The organism is Paenarthrobacter sp. AMU7 (genome assembly GCF_041200195.1).
Classification (GTDB): domain Bacteria; phylum Actinomycetota; class Actinomycetes; order Actinomycetales; family Micrococcaceae; genus Arthrobacter.
In genome coordinates this window covers 2,237,306-2,252,540 of the sequence record NZ_CP165735.1, presented here as the reverse complement: position 1 = coordinate 2,252,540, position 15,235 = coordinate 2,237,306, and the positions used below count along the sequence as shown (strand labels likewise).

13 protein-coding genes are annotated in these 15,235 nt (G+C 63.3%); 6 read left to right on the top strand and 7 right to left on the bottom strand.

Annotated features, from left to right (window positions below; translation table 11 throughout):
* Positions 1-4: 4 nt before the first annotated feature.
* The gene (locus tag ABQM86_RS10300) at positions 5-487 is read right to left on the bottom strand and encodes a pyridoxamine 5'-phosphate oxidase family protein (protein ID WP_207597364.1); all 483 of its coding nucleotides are present in this window, start codon (positions 485-487) and stop codon (positions 5-7) included.
* Positions 488-719: 232 nt separating this feature from the next.
* Between ABQM86_RS10300 and ABQM86_RS10295 the strand changes: the two genes are divergently transcribed.
* Positions 720-1,148, top strand: a complete 429-nt coding sequence (locus ABQM86_RS10295; RefSeq protein WP_337340528.1) for a hypothetical protein — start codon at positions 720-722, stop codon at positions 1,146-1,148.
* Positions 1,149-1,209: 61 nt separating this feature from the next.
* Here ABQM86_RS10295 and ABQM86_RS10290 read toward each other — a convergent pair whose 3' ends face one another.
* The 4 genes from ABQM86_RS10290 to ABQM86_RS10275 are packed head-to-tail and all read right to left on the bottom strand — an operon-like array spanning position 1,210 to position 5,669.
* Positions 1,210-1,605 (bottom strand): hypothetical protein, encoded by a 396-nt coding sequence (locus tag ABQM86_RS10290; protein ID WP_089594989.1) that lies wholly within the window; start codon positions 1,603-1,605, stop codon positions 1,210-1,212.
* 54 nt (positions 1,606-1,659) lie between these two features.
* Complete coding sequence (locus ABQM86_RS10285) at positions 1,660-3,810, bottom strand: iron ABC transporter permease (protein WP_369746552.1); 2,151 nt, start codon at positions 3,808-3,810, stop codon at positions 1,660-1,662.
* 9 nt (positions 3,811-3,819) lie between these two features.
* Positions 3,820-4,800 carry an ABC transporter substrate-binding protein gene (locus tag ABQM86_RS10280; protein WP_278251953.1) on the bottom strand — a complete coding sequence of 327 codons (981 nt, stop codon included), beginning with the start codon at positions 4,798-4,800 and terminating at the stop codon, positions 3,820-3,822.
* A gap of 44 nt (positions 4,801-4,844) precedes the next feature.
* Positions 4,845-5,669, bottom strand: a complete 825-nt coding sequence (locus tag ABQM86_RS10275; protein ID WP_369746551.1) for an ABC transporter ATP-binding protein — start codon at positions 5,667-5,669, stop codon at positions 4,845-4,847.
* Between the two features lie 103 nt (positions 5,670-5,772).
* On the opposite strand from ABQM86_RS10275, the gene arfB reads away from it, so the two are divergent.
* Complete coding sequence (gene arfB, locus ABQM86_RS10270; protein WP_207597360.1) at positions 5,773-6,192, top strand: alternative ribosome rescue aminoacyl-tRNA hydrolase ArfB; 420 nt, start codon at positions 5,773-5,775, stop codon at positions 6,190-6,192.
* Positions 6,193-6,222: 30 nt separating this feature from the next.
* Here arfB and ABQM86_RS10265 read toward each other — a convergent pair whose 3' ends face one another.
* Complete coding sequence (locus tag ABQM86_RS10265; protein WP_242703594.1) at positions 6,223-6,624, bottom strand: nuclear transport factor 2 family protein; 402 nt, start codon at positions 6,622-6,624, stop codon at positions 6,223-6,225.
* A gap of 225 nt (positions 6,625-6,849) precedes the next feature.
* On the opposite strand from ABQM86_RS10265, the gene uvrA reads away from it, so the two are divergent.
* Positions 6,850-9,372, top strand: a complete 2,523-nt coding sequence (gene uvrA / locus ABQM86_RS10260) for an excinuclease ABC subunit UvrA (RefSeq protein WP_369746550.1) — start codon at positions 6,850-6,852, stop codon at positions 9,370-9,372.
* Between the two features lies 1 nt (position 9,373).
* On the opposite strand, the gene ABQM86_RS10255 is transcribed toward uvrA, so the two are convergent.
* The gene (locus ABQM86_RS10255; protein WP_280627873.1) at positions 9,374-11,122 is read right to left on the bottom strand and encodes a pyruvate dehydrogenase; all 1,749 of its coding nucleotides are present in this window, start codon (positions 11,120-11,122) and stop codon (positions 9,374-9,376) included.
* Between the two features lie 532 nt (positions 11,123-11,654).
* Between ABQM86_RS10255 and ligD the strand changes: the two genes are divergently transcribed.
* The 3 genes from ligD to ABQM86_RS10240 all read left to right on the top strand — a co-directional run bounded on the left by ligD (position 11,655) and on the right by ABQM86_RS10240 (position 15,212).
* Complete coding sequence (ligD, locus tag ABQM86_RS10250; protein ID WP_207597356.1) at positions 11,655-12,899, top strand: non-homologous end-joining DNA ligase; 1,245 nt, start codon at positions 11,655-11,657, stop codon at positions 12,897-12,899.
* A 1-nt stretch (position 12,900) separates the two neighbouring features.
* Positions 12,901-14,175, top strand: a complete 1,275-nt coding sequence (locus tag ABQM86_RS10245; RefSeq protein ID WP_280627872.1) for a cation:proton antiporter — start codon at positions 12,901-12,903, stop codon at positions 14,173-14,175.
* A 143-nt stretch (positions 14,176-14,318) separates the two neighbouring features.
* Positions 14,319-15,212: a glucose 1-dehydrogenase gene (locus ABQM86_RS10240; protein WP_369746549.1), complete on the top strand. Its 894-nt coding sequence runs from the start codon at positions 14,319-14,321 to the stop codon at positions 15,210-15,212.
* The last annotated feature ends 23 nt before the right edge of the window (positions 15,213-15,235 follow it).

Genomic DNA, 15,235 nt, shown 5'->3' with positions numbered 1-15,235 from the left:
TGGTTCAGAGTTCCACTGTTCCGCTCTCGCCGACGCTGAACCGGGAGTTGGTGACCTTGGACTTGACCCACTGAAGTACCGTAGCGGCTGTTCCACCCGGACTGGTCCAGTATTCAGCCGAGTCCGAATCGACGTGCAGCAGGCACACTTCCGGAGTATCCGGTCCATCCGGGTACCAGGCTTCCACCACTTGGTTCCACAGTTCGCGGATTTTCCGGCGATCCGTAACAACTTCAGCCGTACCCGCTACTGAAACCCACTCCGTGTTCTTGCCGAAGGACACGTTCACCCGGGCATCCTGCCGGACATGCGCCACCTGCGAGGTGTCCAGTCCCGTAAAGAACCACATGTCGCCGTCGTCCTTGACGTCCTGTACGGCGAGCGGACGGCTGACCAGCGCGCCGTCTTCGTTGATGGTGGTCAGCATTCCGATCCTGGAGTCGTTGATGATGTCCGTGACCTTCTTGATGTCCTGCTCTTCAGTCATGCCTCGCCTCGCTCTTTTCCGTGCCGGGGACTTTCCCCAAACGGCCAGCCTAATAGTAAGACTACTGATTTACTAGGCGGCCAAGGAATGTCGGTAAAGGCCGGAAATGCACAGCACCCGGCCTAACGGGAATCATGGCGGGCTGTTGTCCGTTCTCCTTGATGATGACGGCCGACGGCGGTCAGGCATGCCTGTCCGGGGCACGCAAACGACGGGAAGTTTGGGGACTGCCATGACGTTGGACGAAACACTTGCCCACCTGCGGGCCGCGCACCTCATGGTCCGCGACGCCCAGGAGTGGGACGGTCTCACTACGGCGCTGCGTTCAGCCTATGAGGCCAACGACGAGGACCTTATCGAACAACTAAGGCCGCCGTACCTCCAGTCGTGGCGGACAGTGACGGGCAATGTCCTCCGGGACACTTTCGACTCTGCTGGCATCTCGGTGGCGGATCCCCACCATCCTTGGGGAATTGCCACCTTGACCGCGAACGGATTCAGTTCAGAGCCGCTGCTGTGCCTTGTTGATGAAGCTCGCGCCGACGCAACGGAAACTGCCACTTCGGATACCATCCGGCTGCTCTCCTTTACCGAGGCATTGAACCACTACGCGGACTGCCTGGTGCCCTTCTTTGACGATCAGGTTGAGCAACCACGGTGAAAATCCTGTCTCCCCAACGATTCCCTTATCCGGTCCGGAGAGTCATTCGAGGGGTTCAGGACTAAAGCACCAGGAGGGCAAATCCGCCCAGCGTGCTCAGGATGCCAACGCCAGTGAGGATCCAACCGACAATCAGCACTGTATGGTCGTGCCGCGGTGGTTCAAGCGAGCATCTCGAAGGATGGCAGACGTCATAATGCACCACTACTGCCCGCGGCTCATAGCCTCCGGCACCAGCCGGGACATCCAGCAGGACTTTGCGTTCCTCGTCTGACTGGTCTACCCAGTGGAGGCCCATGAATCCGCCCGCGGCAAAGCGTTCACCGTCCGCGGTCACCCAAACGCATCGGCGCTTGGCGATGATCCAGGCACTGATCAGCAAGGGCACGCCCGGGACGAACCCCACCCAGGTCATCATTTCCAGAATGGGGCCAAGAACGTCCACTGTACCGGCCATACAGTCGATCCTATGTGGTGGAGGCCAGTGTCCGGGAGGTCTTGGAGCGGGAGGTCAGACGTTTCGGTCCACCCGGGACCGCCACAGCAGATAGACGAAGTACGGCGCTCCCACCAAGGCCGTCATGATTCCCGCGGGGATCTGTGCGGGTGCTATGGCAGTCCTGCCAATCACGTCTGCGAACACCACCGTGGCGGCCCCAATAAGGGCGGCTGCGGGAAGGACGCGGGAATGCCGCGCCCCCACCAGGGTCCGGGCTGCGTGGGGGGCCACCAAACCAACAAATGCGATCACGCCCACCGATGAGACAGCACCCGCTGTCAAGAGCACTGCGACCGACAACAGGAGCAGGCGTGATCCGGACAGCCCGATGCCCAGCACACGGGGAGAATCATCATCTACCGCAATAAGGTCCAGATCCCGCCGCATTCCCGCCAGCACAGGCAGCGAGACCAGCAAAGCAAGGAGGGGAGGCAGGACCGACGCGAAATTACGGCCATACGTGGAGCCGGACAACCACGTCAGCGCCTTGGTCTGGTTGAATGGGTCCGTACTCACCAGGAGGACTGTAATCATCGCGGCCAATCCCGCGGAGACACCAATGCCTATCAATACCAGGCGGTTCTGCTGCAGCCCTCCGCGGAAGGCGAGGCCGAAGACCAGCAGCGCGGACAATGCCGCGCCGCCCAGCGCAGAGCCGGTGATGACCCACGAGCCCGCGGTGGGGACCGTGGTGATGACGATGATTGCCGCCAGTCCGCCGCCACCGGAGACTCCCAGAATCCCAGGCTCGGCCAAGGAGTTCCGGGAGACTGCCTGGATGAGCGCACCGGCAAGAGCCAGGGCAGCTCCGGCAAGAACTGCTGCCAGGACCCGCGGCACGCGAGTACCCAGCACGGCACTGACACGGTTTCCGGACTGGCCCGTGAGCCAATTGACCAGATCACCGAGCAAGAGTTTCGCATCGCCCAGCAACGCGCCCGCCACCAGCAAGCCCGTGAGCAGCACCAGCAGCCCGATCAATACCGTGAGGAAGAACCGGCGTGAACGCAGCCGCGCCAAAGCGTCGCCTGCAACACTCAAGCCGGCGTCGGACATCCGCATGGCCAGTGCCACCAGGAAAACGGCGCCGAAGACCGTAGTGACTGCACCGGTGGGAACTTCGACGCCGGCTTGGGCACCGAAGAGGCCACGGACAAGAACGTCGGCCCCGATGACCACCACTGCACCGGCCACACCGGAGATTGGCAGCAACGCCCGGTGTCGGCCAAGGCCGCGGAGCCGGGAGGCCAGCAGCCGAACAATGGCCGGGGCACAGAGACCCACAAAACCAATCGGCCCGGCGATCGTTACTGCCGCTGCGGACAGGACGACGGCAAGTACGACGGCGCCGACCCGGGCCAGGCGCGGGTCCGCACCTGCCAGCCGGGAGGCGTCGTCGCCCAGACCGAGCAAATCCATCCTGCGGGCGAGGAGGAACAAGCCTGCAATGGCCAGAAGAATGACCGGTGTGAACTGGATCAGTTCATCGGTGCGTGACTGGGCAAGGCTGCCCTGCCCCCAGGCGTAGAGACCGGTGGTTTCCTGGCTGAACAACAGCAACAGCGCGCTGGTGGACGAATGCAGGCCGAGGGCCAGCGCCGTGCCGGCCAACACCAAACGGATGGGACCGCCGTTGCCGTTGGCTCCCCCGCCGGACAATGCCAGAACCAGCATCGCCGCAGCCAGACCGCCGATAAAGGCAATACCGCCCGACAGCAGCGCCGGCAGCGTCAGCCCGAAGGCGGCAACTGCCACGATGGCAAAGTGGGCTCCGGCGTTGACCGCCAGCGTGTCCGGGGAAGCAAGAACGTTGCGGGTGGCCGACTGCAGGGCTGCACCGGCCACCCCCAACGCGACGCCGACCAACAGGCCGGCGAAAAGCCGCGGTATGCGCGAGGCGACCAACACTGCGGTGTCCTGGTCAGTTCCGCCACCGGTGACCAGCCCCAGCAACTGCAACGGGCCGACGTCGGCCGTTCCTTGCGTGAGGTGGAGCGCCGACAACAACACCAGGACAACCATCCCGGCCGCAGCCACAAGGACCGGTCCGGCAAGACGCCGGGCTCCTTGCCGGGCGCCGTGTCCGGTGGGCGGTGCGGGGACGGGAGTACCCGCCACGGCCGTGGGTACGGTCATGACGGGCCTCTTCGCAGTGTCGGTCATGAGGTGGGACTACTTGGTGAGGGACGCGACGATCGCGTCGACATACTGGGTCATCGAGGCAGGGCCACCGAACATCCAGATGCCATCAGCAAGGCGGTGCACGTTGCCGGAGGTCACGAACGGAAGGGACTTCCACACAGCGTTGTCCGTCAACTGCTCGGTGAAGTCACCGTCGGCACTGTTGGTGATGTAGACAAAGTGGTCGGCATCGACGGCAGTCAGGCCTTCGACGTCCGTGGAGCCCAAGCCATACGCAGGGTCCCCTTCAACTGTCCAGGGGTCGACGAGCCCCAGTTCCGTATTAATGTCAGCCAGCAGGGATCCCTTGGTGTAGGGGCGGATGGAAACCTTGCCGTCAGCAACCCAGCCGTCGGCGAACGCCACGCGGGAACCGCCGAGGCCGGCCTTCTCGAGATCGGCTTTGCCCTTGATGACGGCGGCATCAAACGCACCGATGACCTCGTCGGCCTTCTTCTCCGTGCCGGTCGCCTTGGCGACCAGCTTCAAGTTGTCTTCAGCCTGAGCAATCTGGCGGCTGCCATCGGCAGACTTCACCACCACAACGGGAGCCAACTCTTCGAGCTGCTTGATGACTGGTTCGGCAAGATCAGTGGTCGCAACGATCAGGTCAGGATCCAGCGATGCAATGGTGTCGAAGCTGGGCTCGTTACGGGTTCCAATGTCCGTGGGAGTGCTGTCCAGCGTGCCGGCGGTAACCCAGGCGCTGTATCCCTTGACGTCTGCAACACCAACCGGCATGACGCCGAGGGTGGTCAGGTTCTCCACCACGTTCCATTCGGTGCCCACCACTCGCTTGGCTGGGCCGTCGAGCTTGACTTCGGTGCCGCGGGCGTCGGTTACGGTGATGGCTTCGCCGGCCGCCGCAGTGTTGGACGCCTGGCTGGCAGGTCCTTCGGTAGTGCCGCAGCCGGTGAGCAGGACTGCCAAGGCAGCAGTGGCGGCCAAGGCCTTGTGAATCTTCATGGACACGGGGTCCCTTTCGTGTTGGGGTGCTGACGTTGTCTTGGAAGTCTTCAGCTGTCGTTGTGCCGGCCCACCGCGCGGGTGCGCAGCCTGCCTGTCAGCGGGTCAGTATGGGTGACGATGGGGATTGAATAGACGTCGCTCAACAGCGCTGCATCGAGGGCTTCGTGGGCTGGACCCGCCGCTGCAATCCGACCCTCCGAGAGAACCACCACGTGGTCGGCCAGCGCGGCTGCTTCATCGAGGTCGTGCAAAACCACGCCAATCGCCACACCGTGGACGCGGGCGAGGTCGTAGACCAGGTCAAAAATTTCCACTTTGTACCGGAGGTCCAGGTGGTTGGTGGGTTCGTCGAGGAGCAACACCGACGTGTCCTGGGCCAGGCAGGTTGCCAGCCATACCCGTTGCAGTTGTCCGCCGGAGAGTTCCTGGACACCACGATCGGCAAGTTCAGCAACGCCTGTCAGTTCCATGGCACGGTGGACAGCAGCGGGGCCCTCGGGATCGGCAGCACGCCACCGTCCGCGGTACGGATGGCGACCGAACTCCACGACATCACGAACGCTCAGTCCGTGCGGCACAGGCCGGCTCTGCGACAGCAACGTTACGTGGCGTGCGAAGTCACTGCGCTTCATCAACAGCGCATCGGATGCTTCTCCGCCGGCGGGCCGGACCGTCACTGTTCCGGAGGAAGCCTCATGCAGACGGGCGAGCGCACGGAGCAGCGTGGACTTGCCGCTGCCGTTCGGACCTACCAAGGCCACAATGCGGCCTGGCTCCAGGTGGAGCCCGGCACCGTGCACCACGTCCTTGTCCCCATAGCGGAGGACCAGCTCTGTGGCTTCAAGCCCGGAGAGTTCACTCAGTTCAATCACAAAACGAAAGATTAGCTTAGCCTTACCTAATTTCTAAACCGTGTCGGAGGATGTCCCTGCCTTTGCCGACCCGGCACGGCTCGGGACGTGCGAGGCTAGACCCATGGACCTGCGCATCTCCCCCACAGTGATGGTTCCCGCCTCGGAGCTGTCCTGGCGCTTTTCGCGTTCGTCGGGACCCGGCGGCCAGCATGTCAACACCACAGACAGCCGCGCAGAGCTGATGTGGAACGTTGCCAAAACTGCGGCGCTGACGGATGGGCAGCTCCAGATGCTGCTCAGGCGCCTTGGGCCACGACTTGTCGACGGAGTGATCACAGTGACGGCCGCCGAGGAGCGGTCACAGCTGCGGAACCGGGAGATCGCCCTGGCCAAACTCGCTGACATCGTCAGGGCCGGCCTTGTCCCGGAAGTTATTCGCCGCCCCTCCAAGCCCACCCGCGGCTCGGCCCGCCGGCACCGCGCAGCCAAGGAAATCAGGTCCGCAACCAAGCAGCAACGGCGCCGGCCTCCAGCAGAGTGAAGCCGATTTGCGGGGCGGTCCTGGGATCGCCTAGGCCTTGGTGACCTCAACCCACTGGGAGCGCCACTCGGGAGCTTGGAAGGCTTCGCTCCAGTAGGCTGTTTCCTTGGCAATCCTGCCGTCGCGGAATTCAAAGATGAAGACCGTCTCATAGGTAGGTCCGCCATAGTCCAGCAGGGCCTCAGCGGTGACCAGGTTGCCGCCACCCAGGAGGCGCCGCGGCGTAATGGTGGGGAGTTGTGGGAAGGCGCTGTAGATGGCCCTGCGGTTCTCCGCCCCGCGAACCACTTCCCCGGATTGAGGCCAATGCATCACGGCGTCGTCATGGAACAGCTCATCCATGACCTCGATATGACGATTGTTGATGCAGTCGATCAGCCGCTTGACCACGTTCTCGTTGGTGCGCTGTTCATCCAGGGTTTCGTCAGCCATAATCCGCATTCTCCTCCTGGGGACCCTGCTGCACTACCGTTTGAGCGGACCGGATCAGTTCTTCTTGATCAGTGCCGGCCCGGAGCCGGGTCCGGGGATCCCTCAACCAAACAGCAAAGCGACGCCTGCCGGCAGGCACGATTTCATCATCCCCGCCCCTTAGCGCCAAGGCTGGGAGCCGGCCCGTCCAAGCGACAAGTCGCGAACGCGGCTAGAGTCATAGAAATGGACAGAGTACTGACAAATTCCCAGCGGCCAGTTCCCCATGCGCCGGCAGCGCAGGTTGCCGCCCCCGAGGATGGCTTTGTCCGAGTCCGGGGGGCACGCGAAAACAACCTCCGCACCGTTGACGTGGACGTCCCCAGAGATGCGATCGTCGCCTTCACCGGCGTCTCCGGCTCCGGCAAATCTTCCTTGGCCTTCGGCACCATCTTTGCCGAAGCACAGCGCCGCTACTTCGAATCCGTGGCACCCTACGCCCGCCGCCTCATCCAACAGGGCCACAACCCCAAGGTGGAGTCCATCACCGGGCTGCCACCCGCCGTCGCGCTCCAACAACGCCGCGGCACCGCGACCGCACGCTCCAGCGTGGGTACAGTGACAACCCTCTCCAACTCGCTGCGCATGCTGTTCTCCCGGGCCGGGCGTTATCCGCAAGGCGCCAAGCAACTGGACTCAGATGCGTTCTCCCCCAACACCGCCGCCGGAGCATGCCCCGAGTGCCATGGCCTGGGCGTTGCCCACACGGTCAGCGAATCGTCTTTGGTTCCCGACCCCTCCCTCACCATTAGGGACGGTGCCATAGCCGCGTGGCCGGGCGCCTGGCAAGGCAAGAACCTTCGGGACATCCTCACCCACCTGGGCTACGACGTGGACACGCCGTGGAAAAAACTGCCGAAGAAGGACCGGGACTGGATTCTCTTCACAGAGGAACAGCCAGTGGTGGAAGTGACACCCCAACGCGACCGCGTTGCCAAGCCCTACAAGGGTAGGTTCTGGAGCGCCAAAAGCTACGTTCTCCACACGCTCGCGGACTCCAAGAGCACCACCATGCGGGACCGGGTGCTGCGCTTCATGGAGACCGGCCGATGCCCACGGTGCGACGGCAGCGGACTCAGGCCCGACGCGCTCGCAGTCACCTTCGCCGGTAAGACCATCGCAGAGCTGAACGCACTGCCCATGACGCAACTGGCAGAGATCATCAGACCCACCGCCGAGCTCACGGCCGCGGGCACGGCGTCCCGCACCCAGACCTCCGGCGAAGGCAACGAGGTGGCCGTCGCCATCACCCGTGACCTGCTCGCCAGGGTTACCGTGCTCCTGGAACTCGGCCTGGGCTACCTGGCACTGGGCCGCGCAACGCCGACGCTCTCTCCCGGCGAGATGCAAAGGCTCAGGATTGCCACACAGCTGCGCTCCGGGTTGTTCGGCGTCATTTATGTGCTGGATGAACCGTCCGCCGGGCTTCATCCGGCTGATGCCGAACCCTTGCTTGAGGTCCTCAACCAGCTCAAGGGGTCCGGAAACTCAGTGTTCGTTGTGGAGCACAACATGGACTTCGTCCGGGCCGCGGACTGGTTGGTGGACGTCGGACCGCATGCCGGAGATGGTGGTGGCCAGGTCCTTTACAGCGGCCCCGTGGGCGGCCTGGAAGCTGTGCAGGATTCAGTGACCAGACCCTTCCTGTTCCCCGAAGGCAGCCGCGCGGGTACAGGTGCTGCCCGCCCATGGGATGAGTCGTTGGAACTTCGAGGAATCACCCGGCACAACCTCCGCGGGCTTGCGGTCGACTTTCCCCTGGGTGTGCTCACGGCTGTGACGGGCGTTTCCGGCTCGGGTAAGTCCACGTTGGTCAGCCAGGTTCTGGCCGATGTTGTCAGCGCCGAATTGCACCCGGAGTCCACGGACAGCGAGTCGCCCACTGCGGTACCGGGAACTGCGGCCGTGTCCGGGCTGCACCGTCTCGATCGCCTCGTGAAAGTGGACCAGAGGCCCATCGGCCGCACTCCGCGCTCGAACCTGGCCACCTACACGGGCCTTTTCGATGGTGTGCGGAAAGAATTCGCGGCCACTGATGGCGCCCGTGCCCGGGGTTTCGGCCCAGGAAGGTTCTCCTTCAACGTCGCCGGCGGCCGCTGCGAAACGTGCCAGGGAGAAGGATTCGTGGCGGTGGAATTGTTGTTCCTGCCGGGAAGCTACGGCCCCTGCCCTGAGTGCAACGGTTCCCGTTTCAACCCGGAGACCCTGGAAGTTACCTACCGTGGCCGGACCATCGCGGAGGTCCTGGGAATGACCGTTTCAACAGCGTCCGGGTTCCTCTCAGATCTCCCGGCCGTCTCGCGAAGCCTGCAAACCTTGAAGGAAGTCGGACTGGGTTACCTCAGGTTGGGGCAGCCCGCCACGGAGTTATCCGGCGGGGAAGCCCAACGCATTAAGCTCGCCACCGAACTACAGCGCGTCCAGCGCGGGCACACCCTGTACCTGCTGGACGAACCCACCACCGGATTGCACCCCGCTGACGTGCAGTTGCTGATGAAGCAGCTTCACAGGCTCGTCGACGCCGGCAACACCGTGATCGTGGTCGAACACGAGATGGACGTAGTGGCGGACGCAGATTGGGTGATCGATTTGGGACCCGGCGGCGGCGACGCCGGTGGCGAGGTGATCGCCACCGGCCCGCCCGCCGTCGTCGCCCGTTCAACGGAAAGCCGGACGGCCCCTTACCTGGCCACCGCACTCCGGCAGTGAGTCAGCGCCGCGGGATGTTGCGCAGGTTGCTGCGGGCCATGCTCACGGCCTCGCCTGCGCCCCGGTTCAGGACCACTTTGGACATGGCAGTCGCGAATCCGATGACCTGGGACCCGGAGATCTTCGGCGGAATGGACAACGCGTTCGGATCGGTAATGAGCTCCACCAGTGACGGTCCGGGGTGCGCAAAGGCCTCCCTGTACGCAGCCTCGATGTCCGCTGGATCCGTGACGCGCACTGCGTGGAAGCCCAGCGCCTTGGCAACCTCGGCGTAGTTTGCGTCCGGGACGTCCACGCCGAAGTCAGGGAGTCCATCCACCAGCATCTCCAGCTTGACCATGCCCAGGGTGGAGTTGTTAAACACCACCACGTTCACGGGCAGCTTGTGCGCGGCAACGGTGATGAGCTCACCCAGCAACATGGACAAGCCGCCATCACCGGAGACTGAGACCACCTGCCGGCCGGGATACGCCACTTGCGCACCAATCGCGTGCGGAAGCGCGTTGGCCATGGAGCCGTGGAGGAAGGAACCGATCAGTCGCCGTGTGCCCAACGGGTTGATGTAGCGGGCGGTCCAGACGTTGCACATGCCGGTGTCAGCCGTGAAGATGGCATCCTCTGCTGCCACCTGGTCCAGCAAGGAGGCAGCATATTCGGGGTGAATCGGCTGCTTCTTCTCCACTTTGCGGGTGTAGGCGCCCACGGCTTTGTTCATCAGGCGGTCGTGCTTCTTGAGCATCTGATCCAGGAACCGGCGGCTCTTCTTTGCATGGATCAGTGGCAGCAATGCTTGAAGTGTTGGCAGGACGTCGCCGTGGACGGCAACATCGACGTCGGTCCGCCGGCCCAGCCGCTGGGCGGCCCGGTCCACTTGGGCTGTCCGGGTATCCGGCAGGAACTGATCGTACGGAAAGTCGGTGCCCAGCAGGATCAGCAGGTCAGCATCCTCGATACCCTCCGCTGCAGCACCGTAGCCGAGCAAACCGGTCATGCCAATATCGAACGGATTGTCGTACTGGACAAAATCCTTGCCCCTGAGGGAGTGTCCAATGGGCGCTTTGATGAGCTCTGCCAGCGCCATAAGTTCCCTGTGGGCGCCCGCAACGCCGGCACCGGCGAAAACAGCCACCTTATCGGCGTCGTTAATGGCCTTGGCTAAATCCTGGACGCCCGCAGGATCTGGCACCACCGTTGCGGGCCGGAACGTGGCAGGCAAAGGCGTGGGGGCCGTGGCTTCGAGACCGGCGATATCGCCCGGGAGCGTAACCACTGATACTCCCCTGAGGGCGATGGCGTTCTGGATGGCGCTGTGCATGACCCGTGGTGCCTGCTCGGCAGTACTGATCAGTTCCGAATATACCGAGCATTCCGTGAACAGCCGGTCCGGATGGGTTTCCTGGAAGAAACCGCTGCCGATCTGCTTGCTGGGGATATGCGAGGCGATGGCCAGCACCGGAGCTCCAGTGCGGTTGGCGTCGTACAGGCCGTTGATCAAGTGCAAATTGCCGGGGCCGCACGATCCTGCGCAAACGGCGAGCCTGCCGGTCAATTGCGCCTCCGCGGCGGCGGCGAACGCCGCGGCTTCCTCGTGACGTACATGGATCCAGTCGATGCCACCCTTCGCCGAGCCTCCGGTCTGGCGAACAGCGTCCACGATCGGGTTGAGGCTGTCGCCGACGATGCCGTAGATCCGCTGCACTCCGGCAGCCTGGAGTTGTTCGATGAGCTGGGTGGCGAGTTCCTTGGCCATAGTGTGCAGACTCCCTCAGTGGATGGTGGTGGGCTGACATGGCCAAATATAGCCGGATTGCCTTGGCGGCGGCTGGATGCCTCCAGGCCGCCAAACGCGTCTCGAAGAGGCGTTCCGCCATGCTTACCAGGCGTTCCGGGGCAGGGGATGAATTCGGCCTCGTCATTCAAGAAAACGTGAAAACCCTCCCGTTAACCGTCTCGACATTTACCTTTGCCAATTTCTGTCGAAGGTCCAGACCCAGCCCAATCCATTCCCCTTTCATTAGTGAGCCTTCCGGGCAGACATAATAGATGCCGGGACAAATTTGTTTCATCAATGTGCCTTCAAAACGTCAATGTGCATTCCACCGCTACGGATACACCCCGCGGGGTTAACGCCTGGGTACCTCTGGTTTTTTCGGGGTTTGGAGAAGACGTTTTCGCTACTATAAATGCCAGTTCCGTAAATGTAGTGGCCCCGGCAACAGCATGGAACCACTTTTTCTCCGATTCCTCTGGCTGGGACAGCCGTTCGTTGCTAGCGTGACCGCATGAGCCCCTCCAAGACCCCCGCGGAGATTCTTGACATTGACGGTGCCGAGGTTCGTGTCTCGAATCCGGACAAAGTGGTTTTCCCGGAACCCGGGCTGACTAAACTCGATCTGGTCCGCTACTACCTTGAAGTGGCCGATGGTGCGCTGAGGGGAGCCGGCGGCCGGCCGATGGTCCTCAAGCGCTTCCCCAAAGGCATCGATGCAGAGCCGTTCTTCCAAAAGCGCGTGCCGGAAAACCATCCGCCGTTCATCGACACAGCTACGCTCCACTACTCCTCCGGAACCTCCGCTGAAGAAACGGTCATCCGGGATGCCGCGGGCTTGGCCTGGGTAGTGAACCTTGGCTGCCTGGACCTCAATCCACACCCCGTCCGCGCCGAGGACCTTGAGCACCCTGACGAGCTTCGCGTGGACCTCGACCCCATGCCGGGTGTGGATTGGTCGCAGATCGTGGACACCGCGTACGTCGCACAGGACGTCCTCGACGACGTGGGGTTGGTGGGATGGCCGAAGACGAGCGGTTCGCGCGGGCTTCACATCCTGGTGCGGATCGCGCCGCACTGGTCCTACCGCGAGGTCCGGCTCGCCGCCGAAACCCTGGCCAGGGAGGTGGAGAACCGCGCACCGGGACTCGCCACCGCCAGGTGGTGGAAAGAGGAACGGGGTGAAAGCGTGTTCGTCGACTTCAACCAGAACGCCAAGGACCGCACCGTTGCCTCCGCCTATTCGGTCCGGTCACTCCCCGATGCCCGCGTCTCAACTCCACTGACCTGGGCAGAAGTACGCTCAGCCCGGCCGGACCAGTTCACGGTCCTCACTGTCCCTGGCCGCTATGCCGATGTGGGTGATCCCCACGCCGGCATCGACCACGCCGTGGGGTCACTCGACGGGCTGCTGGCGTTGGCTGCCGAGCTCGGCCCGGCAGAAAAGGCTCCGCGAAGCGGGGACGGCTCAGGCCGCCGGATGCCCACGATGCCACTCATCGAGGTGGCCCGCACCAAAACGAAACCAGAAGCCCTCGCAGCGCTGGAGGAATGGAAAGAACGGCACCCGGACGTCGTCTCCGCTTTGCACCCGGCAGATGTCCTTATTGACGGGATGAGGGGATCCAGCTCGCTCTGGTACAGGGTTCGGATCAACCTGCAGCACGTTCCCGACAGCGGGCGCCCGCCGCAGGAGGAACTCCTTGCCGACTACGATCCTTGGGCGGGCAAGACATGGCCCGGACGGCCCGGGGCCTGACATGCAAGGCCTGTCCGCGTCACTGGTCCTCATCGCAGCGTTGGCAGTTGCAGCTCCCCTAGCCGTTCGGCTGCTTGATCCCGTGATCAAGGTGCCGATCGTGGTCTTCGAAATTGTCCTGGGGATCCTGTTTGGCCCCAGCCTGCTGGGCTGGATCGAATCCACTCCGTTCACCGACACCTTGGCTGATTTTGGGCTGGCGATGCTGTTTTTCGTTGCAGGGAACGAAATCGACTTCACGGCAATCCGCGGGCGCCCCATCAAACGTGCTTCCGCGGGATGGGTGATCTCCCTGGCAGCCGGAGTCGGCGCCGGCTTTGTGCTGGCTCCCGCCCCCGAGGCCGCCGTGATCATTGGAGTGGCCTTGTGCTCCACAGCATTGGGAACCTTGCTGCCCATCATCCGCGATGCGGGCGAATCCACATCTCCCGTCGGCACTGCCGTTGCAGCCCTGGGCGCCGTAGGCGAGTTTGGTCCCCTGATTGCGATTTCACTCTTCTTCTCCGGGAAGCAAGTGGGAACGGCTTCAGTGGTGTTGTTGGGATTTGTCCTCCTGACCGGCGTATCCATCTACTTCGCTTCAAAAGCACGGCACACTCTCTTCCACGCCCAGGTCACCAGGACCCTCCACACCAGCAGCCAATTCGCCATGCGGTCCATCATGCTGGTCCTCAGCTCGTTGGTTGTCCTGAGCATGGTGCTGGGGCTGGACATGCTGCTGGGTGCCTTCGCGGCCGGCGTCCTCTGGCAGGTAACCATCGCGCGTGCTCCCGAAGCTGACCGAAGAGTAATTGAAACAAAAATCGATGCGGTCGCCTTCGGATTCCTGGTGCCCATCTTCTTCATAGATACCGGTATTGATTTTGATCTCGGCGCGTTGACGTCAAGCCCTGCTACCCTCGCTTTGGTCCCGCTGTTCCTGGTGCTCCTGCTGGTCATCCGCGGCCTGCCGTCCTTGCTGGCGGCGCCCCGGGGCTCGACATGGGCCCATAAGCGGGCAATCCTGCTGTTCGGGGCAACGGGGCTGCCCATCATCGTGGCCGTAACCACCATCGGACGGGAGCAGGGATTCATCACCAGCGGAATCTCCTCCGCACTTGTCGGCGCCGGTATGCTCTCCGTCCTGTTGTTCCCCCTGCTGGCCCTGCTGCAACTCCAGCGCGGGGCCACAACGGCCCCTGCGGCGGCATTGCCGGCCGACAGCAGTCCACGCCCAGACCAACAGAAGCACGACGGCGACCTCCCGCCGTCGGGCGCTTCCGGCAGCAGCACCTAGGCGCAGCCAGCGTCGGGCAGCAGGGACACACCACCAGGTTTTGCACCTGACCTCAGGCGTGCTTAGTGTGGATTCATAAGCTTCCTTAGCTTTAGGGGCGCGATACCCGCAGCGCTTCTCCCGTAGACAACAGGAGGACCATCATGACTGATCAGTACACGTTCCGAAACCCTGTCACCGCCTACGAAAAAATCTCCCCGCCGAAACAGCACCAACCCGAGCCGGGACTGGACGCAGATTTGACGCCCACAGCGGATCTTGGTGAGGAAACCTACCGCGGAACCGGTCGGCTGGATGGCCGCAAGGCGATCGTCACCGGCGCGGACTCGGGCATCGGCGCGGCGACCGCCATTGCCTTCGCGCGGGAGGGTGCCGACGTCGTGCTTTCCTACCTTCCCGAAGAGGAAGAAGATGCCGTCCGGATCGCCGGCATTATTGAAGCCGCAGGCCGCAAAGCCGTCAAGGTGCCAGGCGATCTCAAAGACTCCGCTACATGCCGGGAGCTGGTGGATACCGCCATCGCCGTCTTGGGCGGAGTGGACATCCTGGTCAACAACGCAGGCAAGCAAGTGGCACAGGAAGACCTCGCAGGCATCACCGACGAGCAATTCGACCACACACTAAAGACCAATGTGTACGCGATGTTCTGGCTGACCAAGGCTGCACTGCCCCACCTGCCCGCTGGTTCAACCATTATCAACACCACATCGATCCAGGCCTACAACCCTTCGCCCACGCTGGTGGACTATGCCACCACGAAGGCCAGCATCAACAATTTCACGAAGGGCCTGGCCCAGCAGCTGGCCCCCAAGGGCATCAGGGTCAACGCAGTGGCACCCGGCCCCATCTGGACCCCGCTGCAGGTGAGCAGCGGCCAGCCCAAAGAGGCCTTGCCGGAGTTCGGCCACTCCACTCCCCTGGGCCGCGCCGGCCAGCCGGCAGAGCTTGCCCCGGCGTACGTGTTCCTCGCTTCGCCCGAATCCAGCTACGTAGTTGGCGAAACCCTCAACGTCAACGGTGGCAGCCCCACACCCTAGCCGGGAACCCGCAGCTGCCTGGC

Coding starts and splice junctions, on each gene's coding strand:
- ABQM86_RS10300 (WP_207597364.1), bottom strand. CDS start 487: ATGACTGAAGAGCAGGACATCAAGAAGGTCACGGACATCATCAACGAC.
- ABQM86_RS10295 (WP_337340528.1), top strand. CDS start 720: ATGACGTTGGACGAAACACTTGCCCACCTGCGGGCCGCGCACCTCATG.
- ABQM86_RS10290 (WP_089594989.1), bottom strand. CDS start 1,605: ATGGCCGGTACAGTGGACGTTCTTGGCCCCATTCTGGAAATGATGACC.
- ABQM86_RS10285 (WP_369746552.1), bottom strand. CDS start 3,810: ATGACCGACACTGCGAAGAGGCCCGTCATGACCGTACCCACGGCCGTG.
- arfB (WP_207597360.1), top strand. CDS start 5,773: ATGGACCTGCGCATCTCCCCCACAGTGATGGTTCCCGCCTCGGAGCTG.
- ABQM86_RS10265 (WP_242703594.1), bottom strand. CDS start 6,624: ATGGCTGACGAAACCCTGGATGAACAGCGCACCAACGAGAACGTGGTC.
- uvrA (WP_369746550.1), top strand. CDS start 6,850: ATGGACAGAGTACTGACAAATTCCCAGCGGCCAGTTCCCCATGCGCCG.
- ABQM86_RS10255 (WP_280627873.1), bottom strand. CDS start 11,122: ATGGCCAAGGAACTCGCCACCCAGCTCATCGAACAACTCCAGGCTGCC.
- ligD (WP_207597356.1), top strand. CDS start 11,655: ATGAGCCCCTCCAAGACCCCCGCGGAGATTCTTGACATTGACGGTGCC.
- ABQM86_RS10245 (WP_280627872.1), top strand. CDS start 12,901: ATGCAAGGCCTGTCCGCGTCACTGGTCCTCATCGCAGCGTTGGCAGTT.
- ABQM86_RS10240 (WP_369746549.1), top strand. CDS start 14,319: ATGACTGATCAGTACACGTTCCGAAACCCTGTCACCGCCTACGAAAAA.